At 70.6% G+C, this 15,405-nt stretch carries 12 protein-coding genes; 6 read left to right on the top strand and 6 right to left on the bottom strand.

Annotation, left to right across the window (positions count from 1 at the left end; all coding sequences use genetic code 11):
* Nucleotides 1-5: 5 nt before the first annotated feature.
* From H7I87_RS02405 to H7I87_RS02395, 3 genes are read right to left on the bottom strand one after another with little or no spacing between them, the layout of a single operon-like run.
* Complete coding sequence (locus H7I87_RS02405) at nucleotides 6-1,523, bottom strand: Hsp70 family protein (protein ID WP_011725767.1); 1,518 nt, start codon at nucleotides 1,521-1,523, stop codon at nucleotides 6-8.
* Nucleotides 1,524-1,532: 9 nt separating this feature from the next.
* Nucleotides 1,533-3,809 carry a carbon starvation CstA family protein gene (locus H7I87_RS02400; protein ID WP_011725766.1) on the bottom strand — a complete coding sequence of 759 codons (2,277 nt, stop codon included), beginning with the start codon at nucleotides 3,807-3,809 and terminating at the stop codon, nucleotides 1,533-1,535.
* Nucleotides 3,810-3,858: 49 nt separating this feature from the next.
* Nucleotides 3,859-5,409: an ATP-dependent DNA ligase gene (locus H7I87_RS02395; RefSeq protein WP_063967056.1), complete on the bottom strand. Its 1,551-nt coding sequence runs from the start codon at nucleotides 5,407-5,409 to the stop codon at nucleotides 3,859-3,861.
* 113 nt (nucleotides 5,410-5,522) lie between these two features.
* On the opposite strand from H7I87_RS02395, the gene H7I87_RS02390 reads away from it, so the two are divergent.
* Together H7I87_RS02390 and H7I87_RS02385 are read left to right on the top strand one after the other, a co-directional pair.
* Nucleotides 5,523-6,281, top strand: a complete 759-nt coding sequence (locus H7I87_RS02390) for an SDR family NAD(P)-dependent oxidoreductase (RefSeq protein WP_010949839.1) — start codon at nucleotides 5,523-5,525, stop codon at nucleotides 6,279-6,281.
* Nucleotides 6,282-6,392: 111 nt separating this feature from the next.
* Nucleotides 6,393-8,558: an acyl-CoA dehydrogenase family protein gene (locus H7I87_RS02385; protein WP_063967053.1), complete on the top strand. Its 2,166-nt coding sequence runs from the start codon at nucleotides 6,393-6,395 to the stop codon at nucleotides 8,556-8,558.
* Nucleotides 8,559-8,583: 25 nt separating this feature from the next.
* On the opposite strand, the gene H7I87_RS02380 is transcribed toward H7I87_RS02385, so the two are convergent.
* Entirely contained in the window at nucleotides 8,584-8,919 is a 336-nt protein-coding gene (locus tag H7I87_RS02380; protein ID WP_019732092.1) for a Zn-ribbon domain-containing OB-fold protein, read from the bottom strand.
* A 62-nt stretch (nucleotides 8,920-8,981) separates the two neighbouring features.
* On the opposite strand from H7I87_RS02380, the gene H7I87_RS02375 reads away from it, so the two are divergent.
* The 3 genes from H7I87_RS02375 (at nucleotide 8,982) to H7I87_RS02365 (ending at nucleotide 12,733) form a co-directional block, all read left to right on the top strand.
* Nucleotides 8,982-10,178 carry a thiolase family protein gene (locus tag H7I87_RS02375; RefSeq protein WP_009978336.1) on the top strand — a complete coding sequence of 399 codons (1,197 nt, stop codon included), beginning with the start codon at nucleotides 8,982-8,984 and terminating at the stop codon, nucleotides 10,176-10,178.
* Between the two features lie 8 nt (nucleotides 10,179-10,186).
* Nucleotides 10,187-11,644, top strand: a complete 1,458-nt coding sequence (locus H7I87_RS02370) for a FadR/GntR family transcriptional regulator (RefSeq protein ID WP_003874923.1) — start codon at nucleotides 10,187-10,189, stop codon at nucleotides 11,642-11,644.
* Nucleotides 11,645-11,740: 96 nt separating this feature from the next.
* Nucleotides 11,741-12,733, top strand: coding sequence for an anti-sigma factor RsbA family regulatory protein (locus H7I87_RS02365; protein WP_009978335.1), 993 nt, complete (start codon nucleotides 11,741-11,743; stop codon nucleotides 12,731-12,733).
* Between the two features lie 52 nt (nucleotides 12,734-12,785).
* Here H7I87_RS02365 and H7I87_RS02360 read toward each other — a convergent pair whose 3' ends face one another.
* Nucleotides 12,786-12,971: a hypothetical protein gene (locus H7I87_RS02360; protein ID WP_099459084.1), complete on the bottom strand. Its 186-nt coding sequence runs from the start codon at nucleotides 12,969-12,971 to the stop codon at nucleotides 12,786-12,788.
* Nucleotides 12,972-13,272: 301 nt separating this feature from the next.
* Here H7I87_RS02360 and H7I87_RS02355 point away from each other — a divergent pair, with 301 nt between their 5' ends.
* The gene (locus tag H7I87_RS02355) at nucleotides 13,273-13,797 is read left to right on the top strand and encodes a 2-isopropylmalate synthase (RefSeq protein ID WP_009978332.1); all 525 of its coding nucleotides are present in this window, start codon (nucleotides 13,273-13,275) and stop codon (nucleotides 13,795-13,797) included.
* 39 nt (nucleotides 13,798-13,836) lie between these two features.
* On the opposite strand, the gene H7I87_RS02350 is transcribed toward H7I87_RS02355, so the two are convergent.
* A complete protein-coding gene (locus tag H7I87_RS02350) occupies nucleotides 13,837-15,315 on the bottom strand; it encodes a cytochrome P450 (protein WP_009978330.1) in 1,479 nt (492 codons plus the stop codon).
* Between the last annotated feature and the right edge of the window lie 90 nt (nucleotides 15,316-15,405).

The raw sequence follows: 15,405 nt of genomic DNA, 5'->3' as shown, positions 1-15,405 counted from the left end.
GCGGCTCAGCTCGCCGATGCGCACCGCTCCAGCCGGAAGGTGCGTTCGAAGCCGGCCGGCTGCGTCGTCAACGTCACCTCCACCGCACCGCTGGGCGCGATCACGTAGCGCTCCTCGACGTCGGGTCCGTCCCGCCACCGGCCGACCGGCTGGCGGCCCAGGTCGTCGCGGTCGCGCAGCGCCGGGTCGAACGGAAACAGCACCGGGTCATACGGGGTGATGTCGCCGTCGGGTCGCCCGTCGACCAGCCGGCTGCACTCCACGAACCGGAAGTGCCCGATGTTGTGCGCGGCGCGGTATCGCCGCTTGACCACCAGCGGGGTCTGCCCGTCGGCCGGCAGCGACACGTCCTTGCACACGATCGGGTCGAACACGACCCCGGCGCCGGCCTCCGCCTCCCGGAACACCCCGAAATTCCGCGAAAAGCGTTCGGACAGCGCAAAACCCGATTCCTTGTCCAAGAACACCGCCAGCCCGATGGCGGTCGCGGCGAACGGGTGCGGTGAGCGCTTGACCCGCTTGTCCCCGAACCGGGCGCGCAGCATCCGGGACACCAGCGGGAAGCCGCCGGCCCCGCCGACCACGTAGATGCCGGCCACCTCCGACCAGTCCACGTCCGCGCGGCCGCGGCTCGGGTCGCGCAGCACCCGCTCCAGCAGCCGCATCGTCGGATCGACCAGCGGGGCGCACGCCGCGTACACGTCGTCGACCGGACAGGAGAACGGGGGCCGGTCGAACGGCGACAGGTCCACCAGGAAGCGGCGGGTCTGCGGCCCGACGGCCTCCTTGCGGGCGGCGCATTCCTCGGCCAGCAGCGCGCGGCCGGCGGCGTCGAGGCCGGGCAGGTCCGCACCGGCGCGCACCAGCTCGACGATCGCCCCGTCGAAGTCGTCGCCGCCGAGCCGCTGGATGCCCTCGCTGACCACCACCTCGTTGGAGTGCCCGGTCATCTTCAGCAGCGACGCGTCGAAGGTTCCGCCGCCGAGGTCGTAGACGAGCACGTATTCCCGTTTGGCGGTGATGGTGGAGCGGTACCGGTGCGCGTATTCCAGGCTCGCCGCGGACGGCTCGTTGAGCAGGGCGACGACGTGGAAACCGGCGGCCACGTAGGCGTCCAGGGTCAGCAGCCGCTGGGCGCTGGAGGCGTTGGCCGGCACGCTGATCGCGGCCTCGATGGGCTCCCCGGGGGCCACGGTGGCGTTGGAGCGCTGCTGCAGATCGGTTTTCAGCCGCGCCAGAAAGCCGGTCAGCAGTTCGGCCAGCCGGTAGTCACGGCCGGCCAGCTTGACCCGGGTCTGCGGCCCGGCGTCGTTGAGCAGACGTTTGAACGAGCGCAGCACCGACCACGACGGGTCGTGGCGCACGGCGGCCGCGTCCGCGCCGTAGCGCAGCTCCCCGGCGGCGTTGGCGGCGATGATCGACGGCCACGCGTCTGTGCCGTCGAAGGAGACGACCGGATAGTTGCCGCGGTCGACGGCGGCGACGACGGTGTGGGTTGTGCCGAAGTCGATTCCGACTCTCATCGCGCAAGTTTAGGACCGCGGCGCCGGCTTGGGCACGACCTTTCCGCCGGGCGCGTCCCATCGCCGTTGCACCTCCCGCTCGGCGGCGGTGGCGATCAGACCCGACGGCGCGAACAACGCCGACGGCACCGGCTCGTCCTCGGTCAGCGGCCGGCTCAGCCGGCTGGCCGGCCCGCGAATCGCGCCGAGCGCGGCCAGCACCCCGGCGATCACCACGACGACCACGGCCGCCGCGAACGCGATGGACAGGCTGCCCTGGATGAAGGTGTTGCGGATGACCTGGTCGAGTTGATGCGCGTTACGGGCCGACCCGAACGACGTCCGGCCGGCGCTCTTCGCGGCCAGGTATTGGAAGTGTTGGGTCCAGTAGCCGACGGCGGGGTCGGCGGAGAAGATCTTCTGCCACGACGCGCTCAGCGTCACCACCAGATCCCAGAGCAGCGGCGCCCCGGGAATCCACGCCCACTTCAGCAGCCCCTTCTTGACGACGATCACGGTGATGACGGTCAGCGCGATCGCCGCCAGCAGCTGGTTGGCGATGCCGAACAGCGGGAACAGCGTGTTGATGCCGCCCAGCGGGTCGGTCACCCCCATCAGCAGGATGCCGCCCCAGCCCGCCGCCACCGCGAGGCTGCACAGCCAGACACCGGGCCGCCAACTCGGGTTGCGCAGCCGGGCCAGCGGGCCGCCGATGTTGCCCAGGGTGTCGGAGAGCATGAACCGCGCGACCCGGGTGCCGGCGTCCACGGCGGTGAGGATGAACAGCGCCTCGAACATGATCGCGAAGTGGTACCAGAACGCCTTGAGCCCGGCGCCGCCGAACACCCGGTACAGCACCTCGGCCATGCCGACCGCCAGCGTGGGCGCCCCGCCGGTGCGCGACACGATGGACTTCTCGCCGACCGCGGCGGCGGCCCGGTTCAGCTGGTCGACAGTCGTTGGGGCGCCGGGCAATCCGAGCCCGTTGACGTAGTGCGCGGCGGTGGCCGCGGTGCCGCCGGTCTGCGCGGCCGGGGCGTTGAGGGTGAAGTAGAGATGCTGGTCGAGGACGGCCGCGCTGATCAGCGCCATGACGGCCACGAACGACTCGGTCAGCATGCCGCCGTAGCCGATCAGCCGCATCTGGCTTTCCTTCTCCAGCAGCTTGGGCGTCGTCCCCGACGAGATCAGCGCGTGGAATCCGGACAGCGCCCCGCAGGCGATGGTGATGAACAGGAACGGGAACAGCGCGCCGGAGAACACCGGCCCGTCGCCGCGGGAGGCGAAGTGCGACACCGCGGGCGCCTGCATGACCGGTCGCGCGATGCAGATGCCGACCGCCAGCAAGGCGATGGCGCCGACCTTCATGAAGGTCGACAGGTAATCGCGCGGCGCCAGCAGCAGCCACACCGGCAGCACCGACGCCACGAAGCCGTAGCCGATGATCAACCACGACACCGTCACCGGCGATAGGCTCAACCACGATGCGCCCCAAGGTGTTTCGGCGACCCAGCTGCCGGTGGCCACGGCGATCAGCAGCAGCGCGAAGCCGAGGACCGACACCTCGGCCACCCGGCCCGGCCGCAGGAAGCGCAGGTAGCAGCCCATGAACACCGCAATGGGGATGGTCATGACGATGGAGAACACGCCCCACGGGCTTTGGGCCAGTCCCCGCACCACCACCAGCGCCAGCACCGCGATGATGATCACCATGATGACGAACGCCCCGAGCAGCGCGGCCAGCCCGCCGGTGGCGCCCAGCTCGTCGCGGGCCATCTGGCCCAGCGAACGCCCGCGCCGCCGGGTGGAGATCCACAAGACCAGGTAATCCTGCACCGCCCCGGCGAACACCGCCCCGGCGACGATCCAGATGGTGCACGGCAGGTAGCCCATCTGGGCGGCCAGCACCGGGCCGACCAGCGGCCCGGCCCCGGCGATGGCGGCGAAGTGGTGGCCGAACAGCACCCGGCGGTCGGTCGGCACGTAATCGGCGCCGTCGTCCAGGATTTCGGCCGGCGTGGCGTGGTCGTCGCGCGGGTGCACGATCTTGCGTTCGATCAGCCGGGCATAGAACCGGAATCCGATCAGGTAGCTGCAGATCGCCGCGACGACGAACCACACCGCGTTGACCGGCTCACCCCGGGCGAACGCGATGACCGCCCAGGCGATCGCCCCGAGCACGGCGATGACCGCGAACACGATCCGGTGCCGGGCCGTGATCGGGGAGCGGTCGACGATGGCGACGGGTGGCAGGTTGTGGTCGGTGTGCACGTAGCTGACGCCGTCGTCGCGCTCGGTGATTGCCACGGCGGAAACCCTACGCGCGCAAGAGCACCGGCGCGCGTCGAGCGGGTGATCAGTACAGCGCGCGGACGGCGTCGATGGTGTCGGCCTCGGCGGGTCCCTTGTCGTCGCGGTAGCGCAGCACCCTGGCGAACCGCAGCGCCAGCCCGCCGGGGTAGCGCGAGGATTTCTGCACACCGTCCACCGCCACCTCGACCACCTGCTCGGGTCGCACCCGCACCACGTAGCCGTCCGTGCCGCCGACGGCCAGCTCGGTGAACCGGGCCGTCTGCCAGTCCAGCATCGCGTCGGTCATGCCCTTGAAAGTCTTTCCCACCATGACGAATTCGCCGGTGGCCGGGTCGCGGGCGCCCAGGTGGATGTTGGACAGCTTGCCGCGGCGCCGCCCCGAGCCCCACTCCACGGCGAGCACCACCAGATCCAGCGTGTGCACCGGCTTGACCTTGAGCCAGCCCGCCCCGCGCCGGCCCGCCTGATAGGGCGCGCCCGGCGCCTTGGCCATCACGCCCTCGTGCCCGGCGGCCAGCGTCGCCTCCAGGAACCGGCCCGCCGCGTCGGGGTCGGCGGTGAGCAGCTGGTCGACCCGCTGCGCGGGCGGCACCAGGGCGTCCAGCGCGGCCAGCCGGTCGGTGGTCGGCGCGTCCAGCAGGTCGACGCCGTCGCAGTGCAGGATGTCGAAGAAGAACACCGAAAGTGGTTGCGCCGCAACGGCTGCCGCGACATCTACCGAGCGGCCGAAGCGTGAGGCGGTGACCTGGAAGCGCTGCGGTGAGTTGTCCGGCCGCAGCGCGATCGCCTCACCGTCGGCGATCAGGGCCTCGACCGGCAGCGCCAGCGTCGCGGTCACCACCTCGGGCAGCCGGGCGGTGACGTCGTCGAGGCTTCGGGTGTAGACGGTGACCTGGTCGCCGGCGCGGTGGATCTGCACCCGCGCCCCGTCCAGCTTGGCCTCGAAAATCGCCTGCCCGCCGTGGCGTTCGATCGCCTCGGCCACACCCGCCGCGGTCTGGGCCAGCATCGGCGCGACCGGCCGGCCCACCCGCAGCGTGAAGGCGTCCAGCGCGGACGCCTCACCGGCCAGCGCGGACGCCTCCCCGGACAGCGCGGCCGCCGCCACCGCCGGCAGGTCACCGCCCAGCATCGCGGCGCGCTGCACCGCGGCGGCCGGTATCCCGGCGGCCCTGGCGACGGCGTCGGCCATGATCCCGGCCAGCGCGCCCTGGCGCAGTTCGCCGCCCAGCAGCCGCAGCAGAAACGTCTGCTCGGTCTCGGTGGCCGCGGCGAACAACGCGTTCAGCAGGGCCGCGCGGCGCGCCTGGGCGCCCTTGCCCGCCACGGCGCCGATCTCGGCGAAGGCGGCGTCCACCGCGACGACGGTCAGCGTGGGATGTGCGGCCGCGGGCGGGCGCGAGCGCAACGCCGCCCAGCCGACCCCGATCTGGCGCTGCCGCAACTCACCGGACAGCCACGACACGACGATCGCGACCAGGGCGGCGTTGGGTGCGGCCCGGCGCAGCAGGTCGGCGATGCGGGCGACTTTGGTCAGCCGCGACGGCGTGCCCCCGACGTCGGCCGACGCCGTCGCCACGTCGAAAAGCAGCACGGTCGCCAGCTTGGCATGGCTCGGTGACAAGCGCCTGGAGCGGACACGCTAGCGTGCCTACGTAACGTTACAAATCGCATGGATTCTGACAAGCCTGACAATGGGAGGTCCGGATGGAGATCAACGGGAAGAAAGCCGTCGTCGTCGGCGGTGCATCGGGAATGGGACGCGCCAGCGCCGAGCTGTTCGCGGCGCGCGGCGCCGACGTGGCCATCCTCGACCGCGAGAGTTCCGACGGCAAGGCGGTGGCCGAGGGCATCGGCGCCGCGTTCTACCCCGTCGACGTCACCGACTTCGCCGGCACCGAGGAGACCCTGCAGAGCGCGGTCGACAAGCTGGGCGGCCTGCACGTCATCGTCACCACCGCCGGGGGCGGCATCGCCAAACGGACCCTGACCAAGAACGGCCCGCACGACCTCGAATCCTTCCAGTCGGTGATCGACCTCAACCTCATCGCCACCTTCAACATCAGCCGGCTGGCCGCCGCGCACATGGCCAAGAACGAGCCCGAGGACGAGGAGCGCGGCGTCATCATCAACACCGCCTCCATCGCCGCCTTCGAGGGCCAGATCGGGCAGGTCGCCTACACCGCCGCCAAGGCCGCCATCGCCGGGATGTGCCTGACCATGGCGCGTGACCTCGGCTCGGTGGGGGTGCGGGTGCTGGCGATCGCCCCCAGCCTGTTCGCCACCGGGTTGACCCAGGGCATTCCCGACGAGTTCGCGACGCAGCTGACCAAGGACGCGGCCTTCCCCAAGCGCCTCGGCCGTCCCGAGGAGTACGCGAAGCTGGCCCTGGCCATCGTGGACAACCCGATGCTCAACGGCCAGTGCCTGCGGCTGGACGCCGGTCAGCGGTTCGCGCCCAAGTAGGCGCCCCCCGCCGGAACCCTCCTCGCATTAAGTACACTCTTTAGGCAGCCGCCCCGCTTCCCCTCGAAGCGGGGCAGGCACCCATCCCGGTACGGCGAGGAGGGCTCCCGCATGGGTATCGCACTGACCGACGACCATCGTGAACTCGCCGAGGTGGCCCGCGGGTTTCTGACGTCGCAGAAGGCGCGCTGGGCGGCGCGGTCGCTGCTGGATGCCACCGACGAGCCGCGGCCCGGGTTCTGGCCGAACCTGGTCGAGCTGGGCTGGCTCGGCCTGCACATCGACGAAGAGTACGGCGGCTCCGGCTTCGGGCTGCCCGAGCTGGTCGTGGTCGTCGAGGAGCTCGGCAGCGCGGTGGCGCCCGGCCCGTTCGTGCCGACCGTCATCGCGTCGGCGGTGATTGCCAAAAACGGTACGGCAGAACAGAAGTCGCGGCTGTTGCCCGGCTTGATCGACGGAACCGTCACCGCGGGCATCGGCCTGGACAGCCGGGTGCGGCTGGGCGACGGGGCGGCCGACGGCGAGGCCGGGATCGTGCTGGGCGCCGGGCTGGCCGGGCTGTTGCTGATCGCCGCGGGCGACGACGTGCTGGTGCTCGAGCGGGACCGCGACGGCGTCTCGGTCGACGTGCCGGACAACTTCGACCCGACCCGCCGGTCCGGGCGGGTGCGGCTGGACAACGTGCGGGTGTCCGACGCCGACGTGCTCGCCGGCGCGCGGCCCTCGGCGCTGGCCCGGGCCCGCACCCTGCTGGCCGCCGAGGCGGTGGGCGGGGCCTCGGACTGTGTCGACGCGGCCGTCGCCTACGCCAAGGTGCGCCAGCAGTTCGGCCGCACCATCGCCACCTTCCAGGCGGTCAAGCATCACTGCGCAAACATGTTGGTGGGCGCCGAGTCCGGGATCGCCGCGGTGTGGGACGCCGCCCGCGCGGCGGGCGAGGACGAAGACCAGTTCCACCTGATCGCCGCGGTCGCCGCGGCGCTGGCCTTCCCGGCGTATGTGCGCAACGCCGAACTCAACATCCAGGTGCACGGCGGCATCGGCTTCACCTGGGAACACGACGCGCACCTGCACCTGCGCCGGGCGGTGGTGACCGCGGCCCTGTTCGGCGGGGACGCACCGGCCGCCGACGTCTTCGAACGCACCGCCGCCGGCACCGTCCGGGACAACAGCCTCGACCTGCCGCCGGAGGCCGAGGAGTTGCGCACCAAGATCCGGGCCGACGCCGCCGCGATCGCCGCCCTGGACAAAGACGCCCAGCTCGACAAGCTCATCGAGACCGGTTACGTGATGCCGCACTGGCCCAAACCGTGGGGCCGGGCGGCCGACGCCGTCGAGCAACTGGTCATCGAGGAGGAATTCCGCGCGGCCGGCATCAAGCGGCCCGACTACGGCATCACCGGCTGGGTGATCCTGACCCTCATCCAGCACGGAACCCCTTGGCAAATAGAAAGATTCGTGGAGAAGGCGCTGCGCAAAGACGAAATCTGGTGCCAGCTGTTCTCCGAGCCGGACGCCGGCTCGGACGCGGCGTCGATCAAGACGCGCGCCACCCGGGTGGAGGGCGGCTGGAAGATCAACGGGCAGAAGGTGTGGACCAGCGGGGCGCACTACTGCGCGCGCGGGCTGGCCACCGTGCGCACCGACCCCGACGCACCCAAGCACGCCGGCATCACCACGGTGATCGTCGACATGAAGGCGCCCGAGGTCGAGGTGCGGCCGCTGCGGCAGATCACCGGCGGATCGGACTTCAACGAGGTCTTCTTCAACGACCTGTTCGTGCCCGACGAGGACGTGGTGGGAACGCCCAACTCCGGGTGGACGGTCGCCCGTGCGACGCTGGGCAACGAGCGGGTCAGCATCGGCGGCAGCGGGTCGTTCTACGAAGGCCTGGCCGACCAACTGGTGCAGCTGGCCCAGCAGCGGCCGGATCGGTTGGCAGGCGGGAAGATTCGCGTCGGCTCCTACCTCGCCGAGGAGACCGCGCTGCGGCTGCTGAACCTGCGGCGCGCCGCGCGCAGCGTCGAGGGCACGGGGCCCGGCCCGGAGGGCAACGTCACCAAGCTGAAGCTGGCCGAACACATGGTGGAGGGCGCGGCGATCATGGCGGCGCTGCTGGGCCCCGAGGTCGCGCTGACCGACGGTCCCGGTGCCCTGTCCGGCCGGCTGATGATGGGGGCCCGCGGCATGGCGATCGCCGGCGGCACCTCGGAGGTGACGCGCAATCAGATCGCCGAGCGGATCCTGGGCATGCCGCGCGACCCGCTGATCAACTAGCGACCGGGCCGCGTCGGCCCGCGGCTCAGGCCGGGGCGAACCGCGGGGCGCCGCCGCTGCCGCGCTCCGGCAGCAGCGTCACCGGCATCCCGCAGGTCACCGAATCCGGTTCGCAGTCAACGATATTGCCGGCCACCCGCAGATCGCTCTGCTCGGCGAGCTCGACGATGGCGATCACATACGGGGTAGGGATCTCCGGGTTGTAGGGGTGATGGTTGACGGTGTAGGTGAACACCGTGCCGCGCCCGCAGACCTCGCGGGCCACCAGCGCGCCGCCGCAGTCGCGGCATCGGCCGCTGGCCGGATGCACCCAGCGCGCGCAGCCGTCGCAGTACTCGATGCGCAGCGGCCCGTCCGACACGACGAATACAGTACACTCAATTGGTTCGACGCGGCGACGGTGTGGTCTGACGGGCGGTGTGCATGGCGCATTTCGAGAAGGACGCGATCCTGTCCGGCATCGGGATCTCCCGGATCGGACGCCGCACCGGCATACCGGGCCTGGAGCTGACCATGGAGGCGGTCCGGGCCGCCGTCGCCGACGCCGGCCTGGCCCCGACCGACATCGACGGCATCGCCACCCTGGGCGACACGCCCGCCGCCGACGTCAACGCCCAGCTGGGCATCGACGCCGCCGACTGCGGCTCCGGGTTCGGCACCGGCGGGTTGCTCTCCCCGGTGATGTCGGCCTGCCGCGCCGTGGCCGAACGCCGCGCCCGCCACGTGGTCGTCTACCGGACCATCCAGATGCTCGGCGGCACCGTCCCGGTCAAGCAGGAACCCAACGCGGCGGCCCCCCCGCTGGCCCGGATGTTCGAGACCCCCGAGGGCGAGCCCAAGCCCGCCGTCGGCGCGATGGACGACGTCAACGATCTGGTCGCCGCGCACGCCTACTCCGCCGCCAACTGGCTGGCGCTGAACTGCCGCCGCCACATGCAGCTGTACGGCACCCGCAAGGAACAGCTGGGCTGGGTGGCCCTCAACGGCAGGCGCAACGCCGCACTGAATCCCCTTGCGGTGTACCGCGATCCGATGACCATGGCCGACTACCTGGGTGCTCGGCCGGTGTCCACCCCGCTGGGGCTGCTGGACTGCGACGTCCCGATCGACGGCTCGATCGCCGTGGTGGTCTCGCATCTCGAGTACGCGCCCGACTGCCCGCACCGCGCGGTGCAGGTCGAGGCGATCGGCGGCTCCGACGGCGCCGGCGGCTGGTTCCACCGCGCCGACTACCCGAAGATGGCGATGTCGGACGCGGCGGCGCAGATGTGGTCGCGCACCGACCTGACGGCCGCCGACCTCGACGTCGCCCAGTTGTACGACGGGTTCACCTTTCTCACCCTGGCCTGGCTGGAAGCCCTCGGGGTCTGCGGCGACGGCGAAGCCGGACCGTTCGTGGAGGGCGGGGCGCGCATCGCCCGCGACGGCGAGCTGCCGTTGAACACCTACGGCGGTCAACTCTCCGCGGGGCGCATGCACGGCTATTGGGCGCTGCACGAGGGGTGCCTGCAGTTGCGCGGCGACGCGGGGGAGCGGCAGGTGGCGCGCCGCCCGCAGGTGGGCGTGGTGTCCGTCGGCGGCGGGCCCGTCGCGGGATGCATGCTGCTCACCTGCCGGTAGGGCGATCGATGAACGCGGAGCCCAGAACCGGTCCGGCGAAAACGCTCGCGTCGGCCCTCGCCCGGGACATCGAAGCCGAGATCGTCCGGCGCGGGTGGGCAGTCGGCGAATCGCTGGGCTCCGAACCGGCGCTGCAACAGCGCTTCGGGGTGAGCCGCTCGGTGCTGCGGGAGGCCGTTCGCCTGGTCGAACATCACCAGGTCGCCCGGATGCGCCGCGGCCCCAACGGGGGGCTGTACATCTGCGAGCCCGACGCCGGGCCGGCCACCCGCGCCGTCGTCATCTACCTCGAATACCTGGGCACCACACTGGCCGATCTGCTCAACGCGCGGCTGGTGCTCGAGCCGCTGGCGGCCTCGCTGGCCGCCGAGCGGATCGACGAGGCCGGCATCGCCCGGCTGCGCGCGGTGTTGCACGCCGAGCAGCAGTGGAGGCCCGGCCTGCCGATGCCGCGCGACGAGTTCCACATCGCGCTGGCCGAGCAATCCAAAAACCCGGTGCTGCAACTGTTCATCAAGGTCCTGATGCGGCTCACCACCCGCTACGCCCTGCAATCGCGAACGGACTCCGAGACCGAGGCCCTCGAGGCGGTCGACCACCTGCACACTCACCACTCCCGGATCGTCGCGGCGGTCACGGCCGGCGACCCGGCGCGGGCCAAGACGCTGTCCGAGCGCCACGTCGAGGCGGTGACGGCCTGGCTGCAACGGCATCACGCCGGTGACCGCAACCGCGGGCGGACGCCGCGCCGACCGCTCAATTCCGAAGTGCCGCAAGGAAAATTGGCCGAAATGCTGGCCGCCACCATCGGCGACGACATCGCCGCCGACGGCTGGCGGGTGGGCTCGGTCTTCGGCACCGAGACGGCCCTGCTGCAGCGCTACCGGGTCAGCCGCGCGGTGTTCCGCGAAGCCGTGCGCCTCCTCGAGTACCACTCGATCGCCCACATGCGGCGCGGCCCGGGCGGCGGGCTGGTGATCGCCGAGCCGGCGGCGCAGGCCAGCATCGACACCATCGCCCTGTACCTGCAATACCGCGACCCGAGCCGGGAAGACCTGCGCTGCGTCCGGGACGCCATCGAGATCGACAACGTCGCCAAGGTCGTCAAACGGCTGGCCGAGCCGCAGGTGGCGGCATTTGTGGCCAGCCGCCGCTCCGGGCTGCCCGACGACTCCCGACAAACCCCCGACGACGTGCGGCGGGCGATCGCCGAGGAGTTCGACTTCCACGTCGGGTTGGCACAACTCGCCGGCAACGCCCCGCTGGATTTGTTCCTGCGGATCATCGTCGAGCTGTTCCGCCGGCACTGGTCGAGCACCGGACAGGCGCTACCGACCTGGTCGGACGTGCGCGCCGTGCACCACGCGCACCTGCGGATCGCCGACGCGGTCGCGGCCGGCGACCTGAGCGTCGCCAGCTACCGGCTGCGCCGTCATCTGGACGCGGCCGCCTCCTGGTGGCTGTAGCGCGCAAATGTGATCTGTTGCGCCGCATAGCGCGGGCCGCTCTGGGGTACTGGAACAGGGGGCGGCGTGGGCCGGCCCAGCAGGGGGTTGGCCCAAGTGATCGAAAGCGAGAGCGCGGAAGTGACGGCAGATGACGAAACCAGACAGTACGGTTTCGTTCACGCCGCGCTGATCTACCGCTCTCAGCAGGAGTTTTTGGACGTGGTCGCCGGTTTCGTCGGCGACGGGCTGGCGGGGAACGAGGCCGTGCTGCTGGCCGTGCCGCCCGCCCTGATGGCGTTGCTGCGCGACGAACTGTACGCCGGCGGGGAGCCGCCCGCCGGCGTCCGCATGGCCGACATCACCGAGTCCGCCCGTAATCCCAGCCGGTTCATGGCGATGCAGGGCGCGTTCGTCGACGAACACCCGGACCGGCGGGTGCGCATCGTCAGCCAGCTGGCGTGGCCGGGCCGGAGTCGGGAGGAGTTCGTCGCCTGCATCGAGCACGAGGCGCTGGTCAACGAGGCGATGGACGGCTACCCGGCCACGGCCCTGTGTCTGTACGACGCGAGCACGCTCGACGACGGTGTGCTGGCCGACGCGCGCGCGACGCACCCGCTGCTGTGCAAATCCGGTGCGCTGCAACGCAGTCCGGACTACGCCCCGGGCGAGGTGCTGGAACGCTGCAACCAGCCGTTGCCCGCCAATCCCGGGGCCGTGACCTACCTGGTCCGCAGGTCGGCGGACCTGCGGCCGGCCCGCTCGTTCGCCGTCGACTACGCGGGCTGGGTCGGGCTGTCCCAGGAGAGCATCGAGGATCTGCAGTTGGTGGCCACCGAGCTGGCCACCAACAGCCTGATGTACACCGGGGGCGCCTGCCGGCTGGCGTTCTGGCAGGACGACAGGTATCTGGTGTGCGAGGCGCGCGACACCGGGCGGTTCGACGACCCGCTGGTGGGGCGGCTGGATCCGGGGCCCTGCGGTCCGGCCAGCCGCGGCCTGTACCTGGTGAACGCCATCTCCGATCTGGTGCGCACGCACACCACCTCCACCGGCACGACGATTCAGGCGTATCTGCGTTTCGAGCCGGCGGTCCGGCCGACGGGCTGACGGCAAGCGGCCCGCCGGCAAGGGGATCCGGCGGGCCGCGGGTCTTGGTTGGTCAGAGGGCCCCGAGAAGCGTGCTCACAATCCCGCCGCCGGCAGCGCCGCCGACACCACCGATGAGACCTGGGCCTCCGGCGCCACCGGCAATCGTCGTCGCGCACCCGGGTACTGCCAACACCGCGGCCACCCCGACGGCCGCGACGGCAGCTTTGAGGGTTTTCTTGGTGCTCTTCGCCTTCATGTTCGTGCCTTTCCGGTGAGGGGTAGTTGAACAGCCGTCTAATTGACTGTCGACGGCGACATACCCCCTGTTAGACACGGGTAAACCAAACTTTCAGATTCGTTTTCGATATTTTTTTGTACGGTCCGTCTGTAACCCGGTTGCGGGTGCGGCGCGCGGGCGACTAACCTCGTGTCTCGTGCGTCTTCTTGAGCGTGCCGTAGTAGCCAGCACCCGCAGCGGGGTCTGATCCGGACCGACCCCCCGCTGCGGGTCGGAAGCTACTGCGGTCGGTCGTTCCTGCTGACCGGAGAAGACCGTCATGACCATTCCCGAACGAAACCGGCTGCCGCATCCCGAGTCCGCCACCGCGTGGTTCGGTGATCGCTTCGGCGTCCCGTTGCCCCGCGGCCTGCGCGAACGGGCCGAGGCGATGAGCTGGGACGCCTTCGTCGCGACCTACGGCCGCAGCGGCGGTCCGCTGCGGTTGGGCCCCTGGGAGCGCACCGACTCCGATTGCGCCGCAACGGGACTGGGGTCGCGGGCCGGCAACTACCGGGCCGTGATCGCCGTCGGCGACCAGATCGGCACCGCGACGGCGGCCGCCGCCGGGCCGATCGCCGCCCTGACCGCGATGCTGCACGAGCGCGGGATCAACCTCGAGATCCTGAACTTCCATCAGATGCGATCGGCAACGGCCACAGCCACTTTCATCCGGGGCGGCAACGGCGGGCGCGCCGAGTGGGCGATGGGCTGGTCGCCCGATCCGACACGCTCGGCGCTGCGCGCCGTGATCGCCTGCGCCAACCGGCTTTTCGCGCCCGAGTGGCCGGACGGCTCTCGGTGATCGGTGGTCCCTACCTCGACGGCGAGCCTTCGAGGACGATCACAGCGGACGCAGCACAATCGGCATGCCGTCCATCGGGATCGGCATGCCGCCGTAGTCCCACCGCGGCTGATACCCCGGCCGGGCCAGCTCCAGGCGGTACCGGCGCAACAGCCGGTGCACCACCGTCTTGACCTCCAGCTGACCGAACACCATGCCGATGCACTTGTGCGCACCACCGCCGAACGGGGCGAAAGCATACCGGTGCTTCTTGTGCTCGGCGCGCGGCTCGGCGAACCGTTCAGGGTCGAATTTGTCTGGGTCCGTCCACAATTCGGGCAGCCGGTGATTCATGCCGGGCCAGATGGTGATGTTGGTCCCGGCCGGGATGTAGTGGCCCAGCAGCTCGGTGTCGCGCACCGCCTGGCGCATGTTGAACGGCAACGGCGTCACCATGCGCAGCGACTCGTTCATGATCAGTTCGAGCGTTTCCAGCTTCTCCAGCGCCTCGATGTCCAGCGGCCCGTCGCCGAGCCGGGTCGACTCCTCGCGCGCCCGTTCCTGCCATTCCGGATGCGCGGCCATGTTGTAGACCATCGTGGTGGTGGTCGAGGTCGAGGTGTCGTGGGCGGCCATCATCAAGAAGATCATGTGGTTGACGATGTCGTCGTCGGTGAAGCTGTTGCCGTCGTCGTCCTCGGTGTGGCACAGCACCGTGAGCATGTCGTTGCCGGTGGCGTTGCGGCGCTCCTTGACCCGCTCGCTGAAGTAGTCCTCGAGCAGCTGGCGGGCCCGCAGGCCGCGCCACCACTTGAACGGCGGGATGGGCTGGCGGATGATGGCCCCGCCGGCGCGGGTGGTCGTCGTGAACGCCTGATTGACCTTGGTGACCAGGTCGTGGTCGGTGCCCGGCTCGTGTCCCATGAACACCAGGGACGCGATGTCGAGGGTCAGCTCCTTCATCGCCGGGTGGAACAGGAACCGCGCGTCATTGGTGGGCCAGTCGGCGACGATGTCGGTGGCCACCCGGTCGATGTGCTCGACGTAGCCGGTCAGCCGGCTGCGGGTGAACGCCTCCTGCATGATGCGCCGGTGGTACATGTGCTCGTCGAAGTCGAGCATCATCAGGCCGCGGTTGAAGAACGGCCCGATCACTGGGTGCCAGCCCTTCTGCGAGTAGTCCTTGTTCCGGTTGGAGAACACCGCCTGGGTGGCGTCGGGTCCCAGCGCGGTGACCGCCGGCATGATCGGCGAATCCAGGTAGATCAGCGGGCCGTGGTTGCGGTAGAGGAACAACGCGTAGTCCGGGCCGCCGCGGAACAGCTCGATGATGTGCCCGAGGATCGGCAGCCCGGCATCGCCCAGCACCGGCTTGAGTCCGCTGCCGGCCGGCGGCTCGGCCAGCACCTTGGTCTGCCACTCGTGGGCCAGCAGGCGCTTCTCGATCGCCCCCATCCCCGGGATGGTGTTCAGCGTCGGGGTGAACCGGCGCCGCGCCTGGTCCAGCAGATACTGCGGAGTGCTGATGGTGGCGGTCATTGACGCTCCTTCGCGTGCCCTTCCGGGGTGACAGCGGTCACTGATTCCTAACCTTCTCCGAAAAACTTGACGGCTGTCAAGTTTGCTTTT

Source organism: Mycobacterium timonense, from assembly GCF_025821985.1.
Taxonomy (GTDB): domain Bacteria; phylum Actinomycetota; class Actinomycetes; order Mycobacteriales; family Mycobacteriaceae; genus Mycobacterium; species Mycobacterium avium.
Note: the sequence above shows the minus strand (reverse complement) of the source record. Positions and strands in the feature narration are given on the sequence as shown.

What these genes read in the sequence shown, in the direction of transcription:
- H7I87_RS02355 (WP_009978332.1), top strand. Translation starts at nt 13,273, where the DNA reads ATGACCATTCCCGAACGAAACCGGCTGCCGCATCCCGAGTCCGCCACC.
- H7I87_RS02350 (WP_009978330.1), bottom strand. Translation starts at nt 15,315, where the DNA reads ATGACCGCCACCATCAGCACTCCGCAGTATCTGCTGGACCAGGCGCGG.
- H7I87_RS02375 (WP_009978336.1), top strand. Translation starts at nt 8,982, where the DNA reads ATGGCGCATTTCGAGAAGGACGCGATCCTGTCCGGCATCGGGATCTCC.
- H7I87_RS02360 (WP_099459084.1), bottom strand. Translation starts at nt 12,971, where the DNA reads ATGAAGGCGAAGAGCACCAAGAAAACCCTCAAAGCTGCCGTCGCGGCC.
- H7I87_RS02385 (WP_063967053.1), top strand. Translation starts at nt 6,393, where the DNA reads ATGGGTATCGCACTGACCGACGACCATCGTGAACTCGCCGAGGTGGCC.
- H7I87_RS02390 (WP_010949839.1), top strand. Translation starts at nt 5,523, where the DNA reads ATGGAGATCAACGGGAAGAAAGCCGTCGTCGTCGGCGGTGCATCGGGA.
- H7I87_RS02370 (WP_003874923.1), top strand. Translation starts at nt 10,187, where the DNA reads ATGAACGCGGAGCCCAGAACCGGTCCGGCGAAAACGCTCGCGTCGGCC.
- H7I87_RS02405 (WP_011725767.1), bottom strand. Translation starts at nt 1,523, where the DNA reads ATGAGAGTCGGAATCGACTTCGGCACAACCCACACCGTCGTCGCCGCC.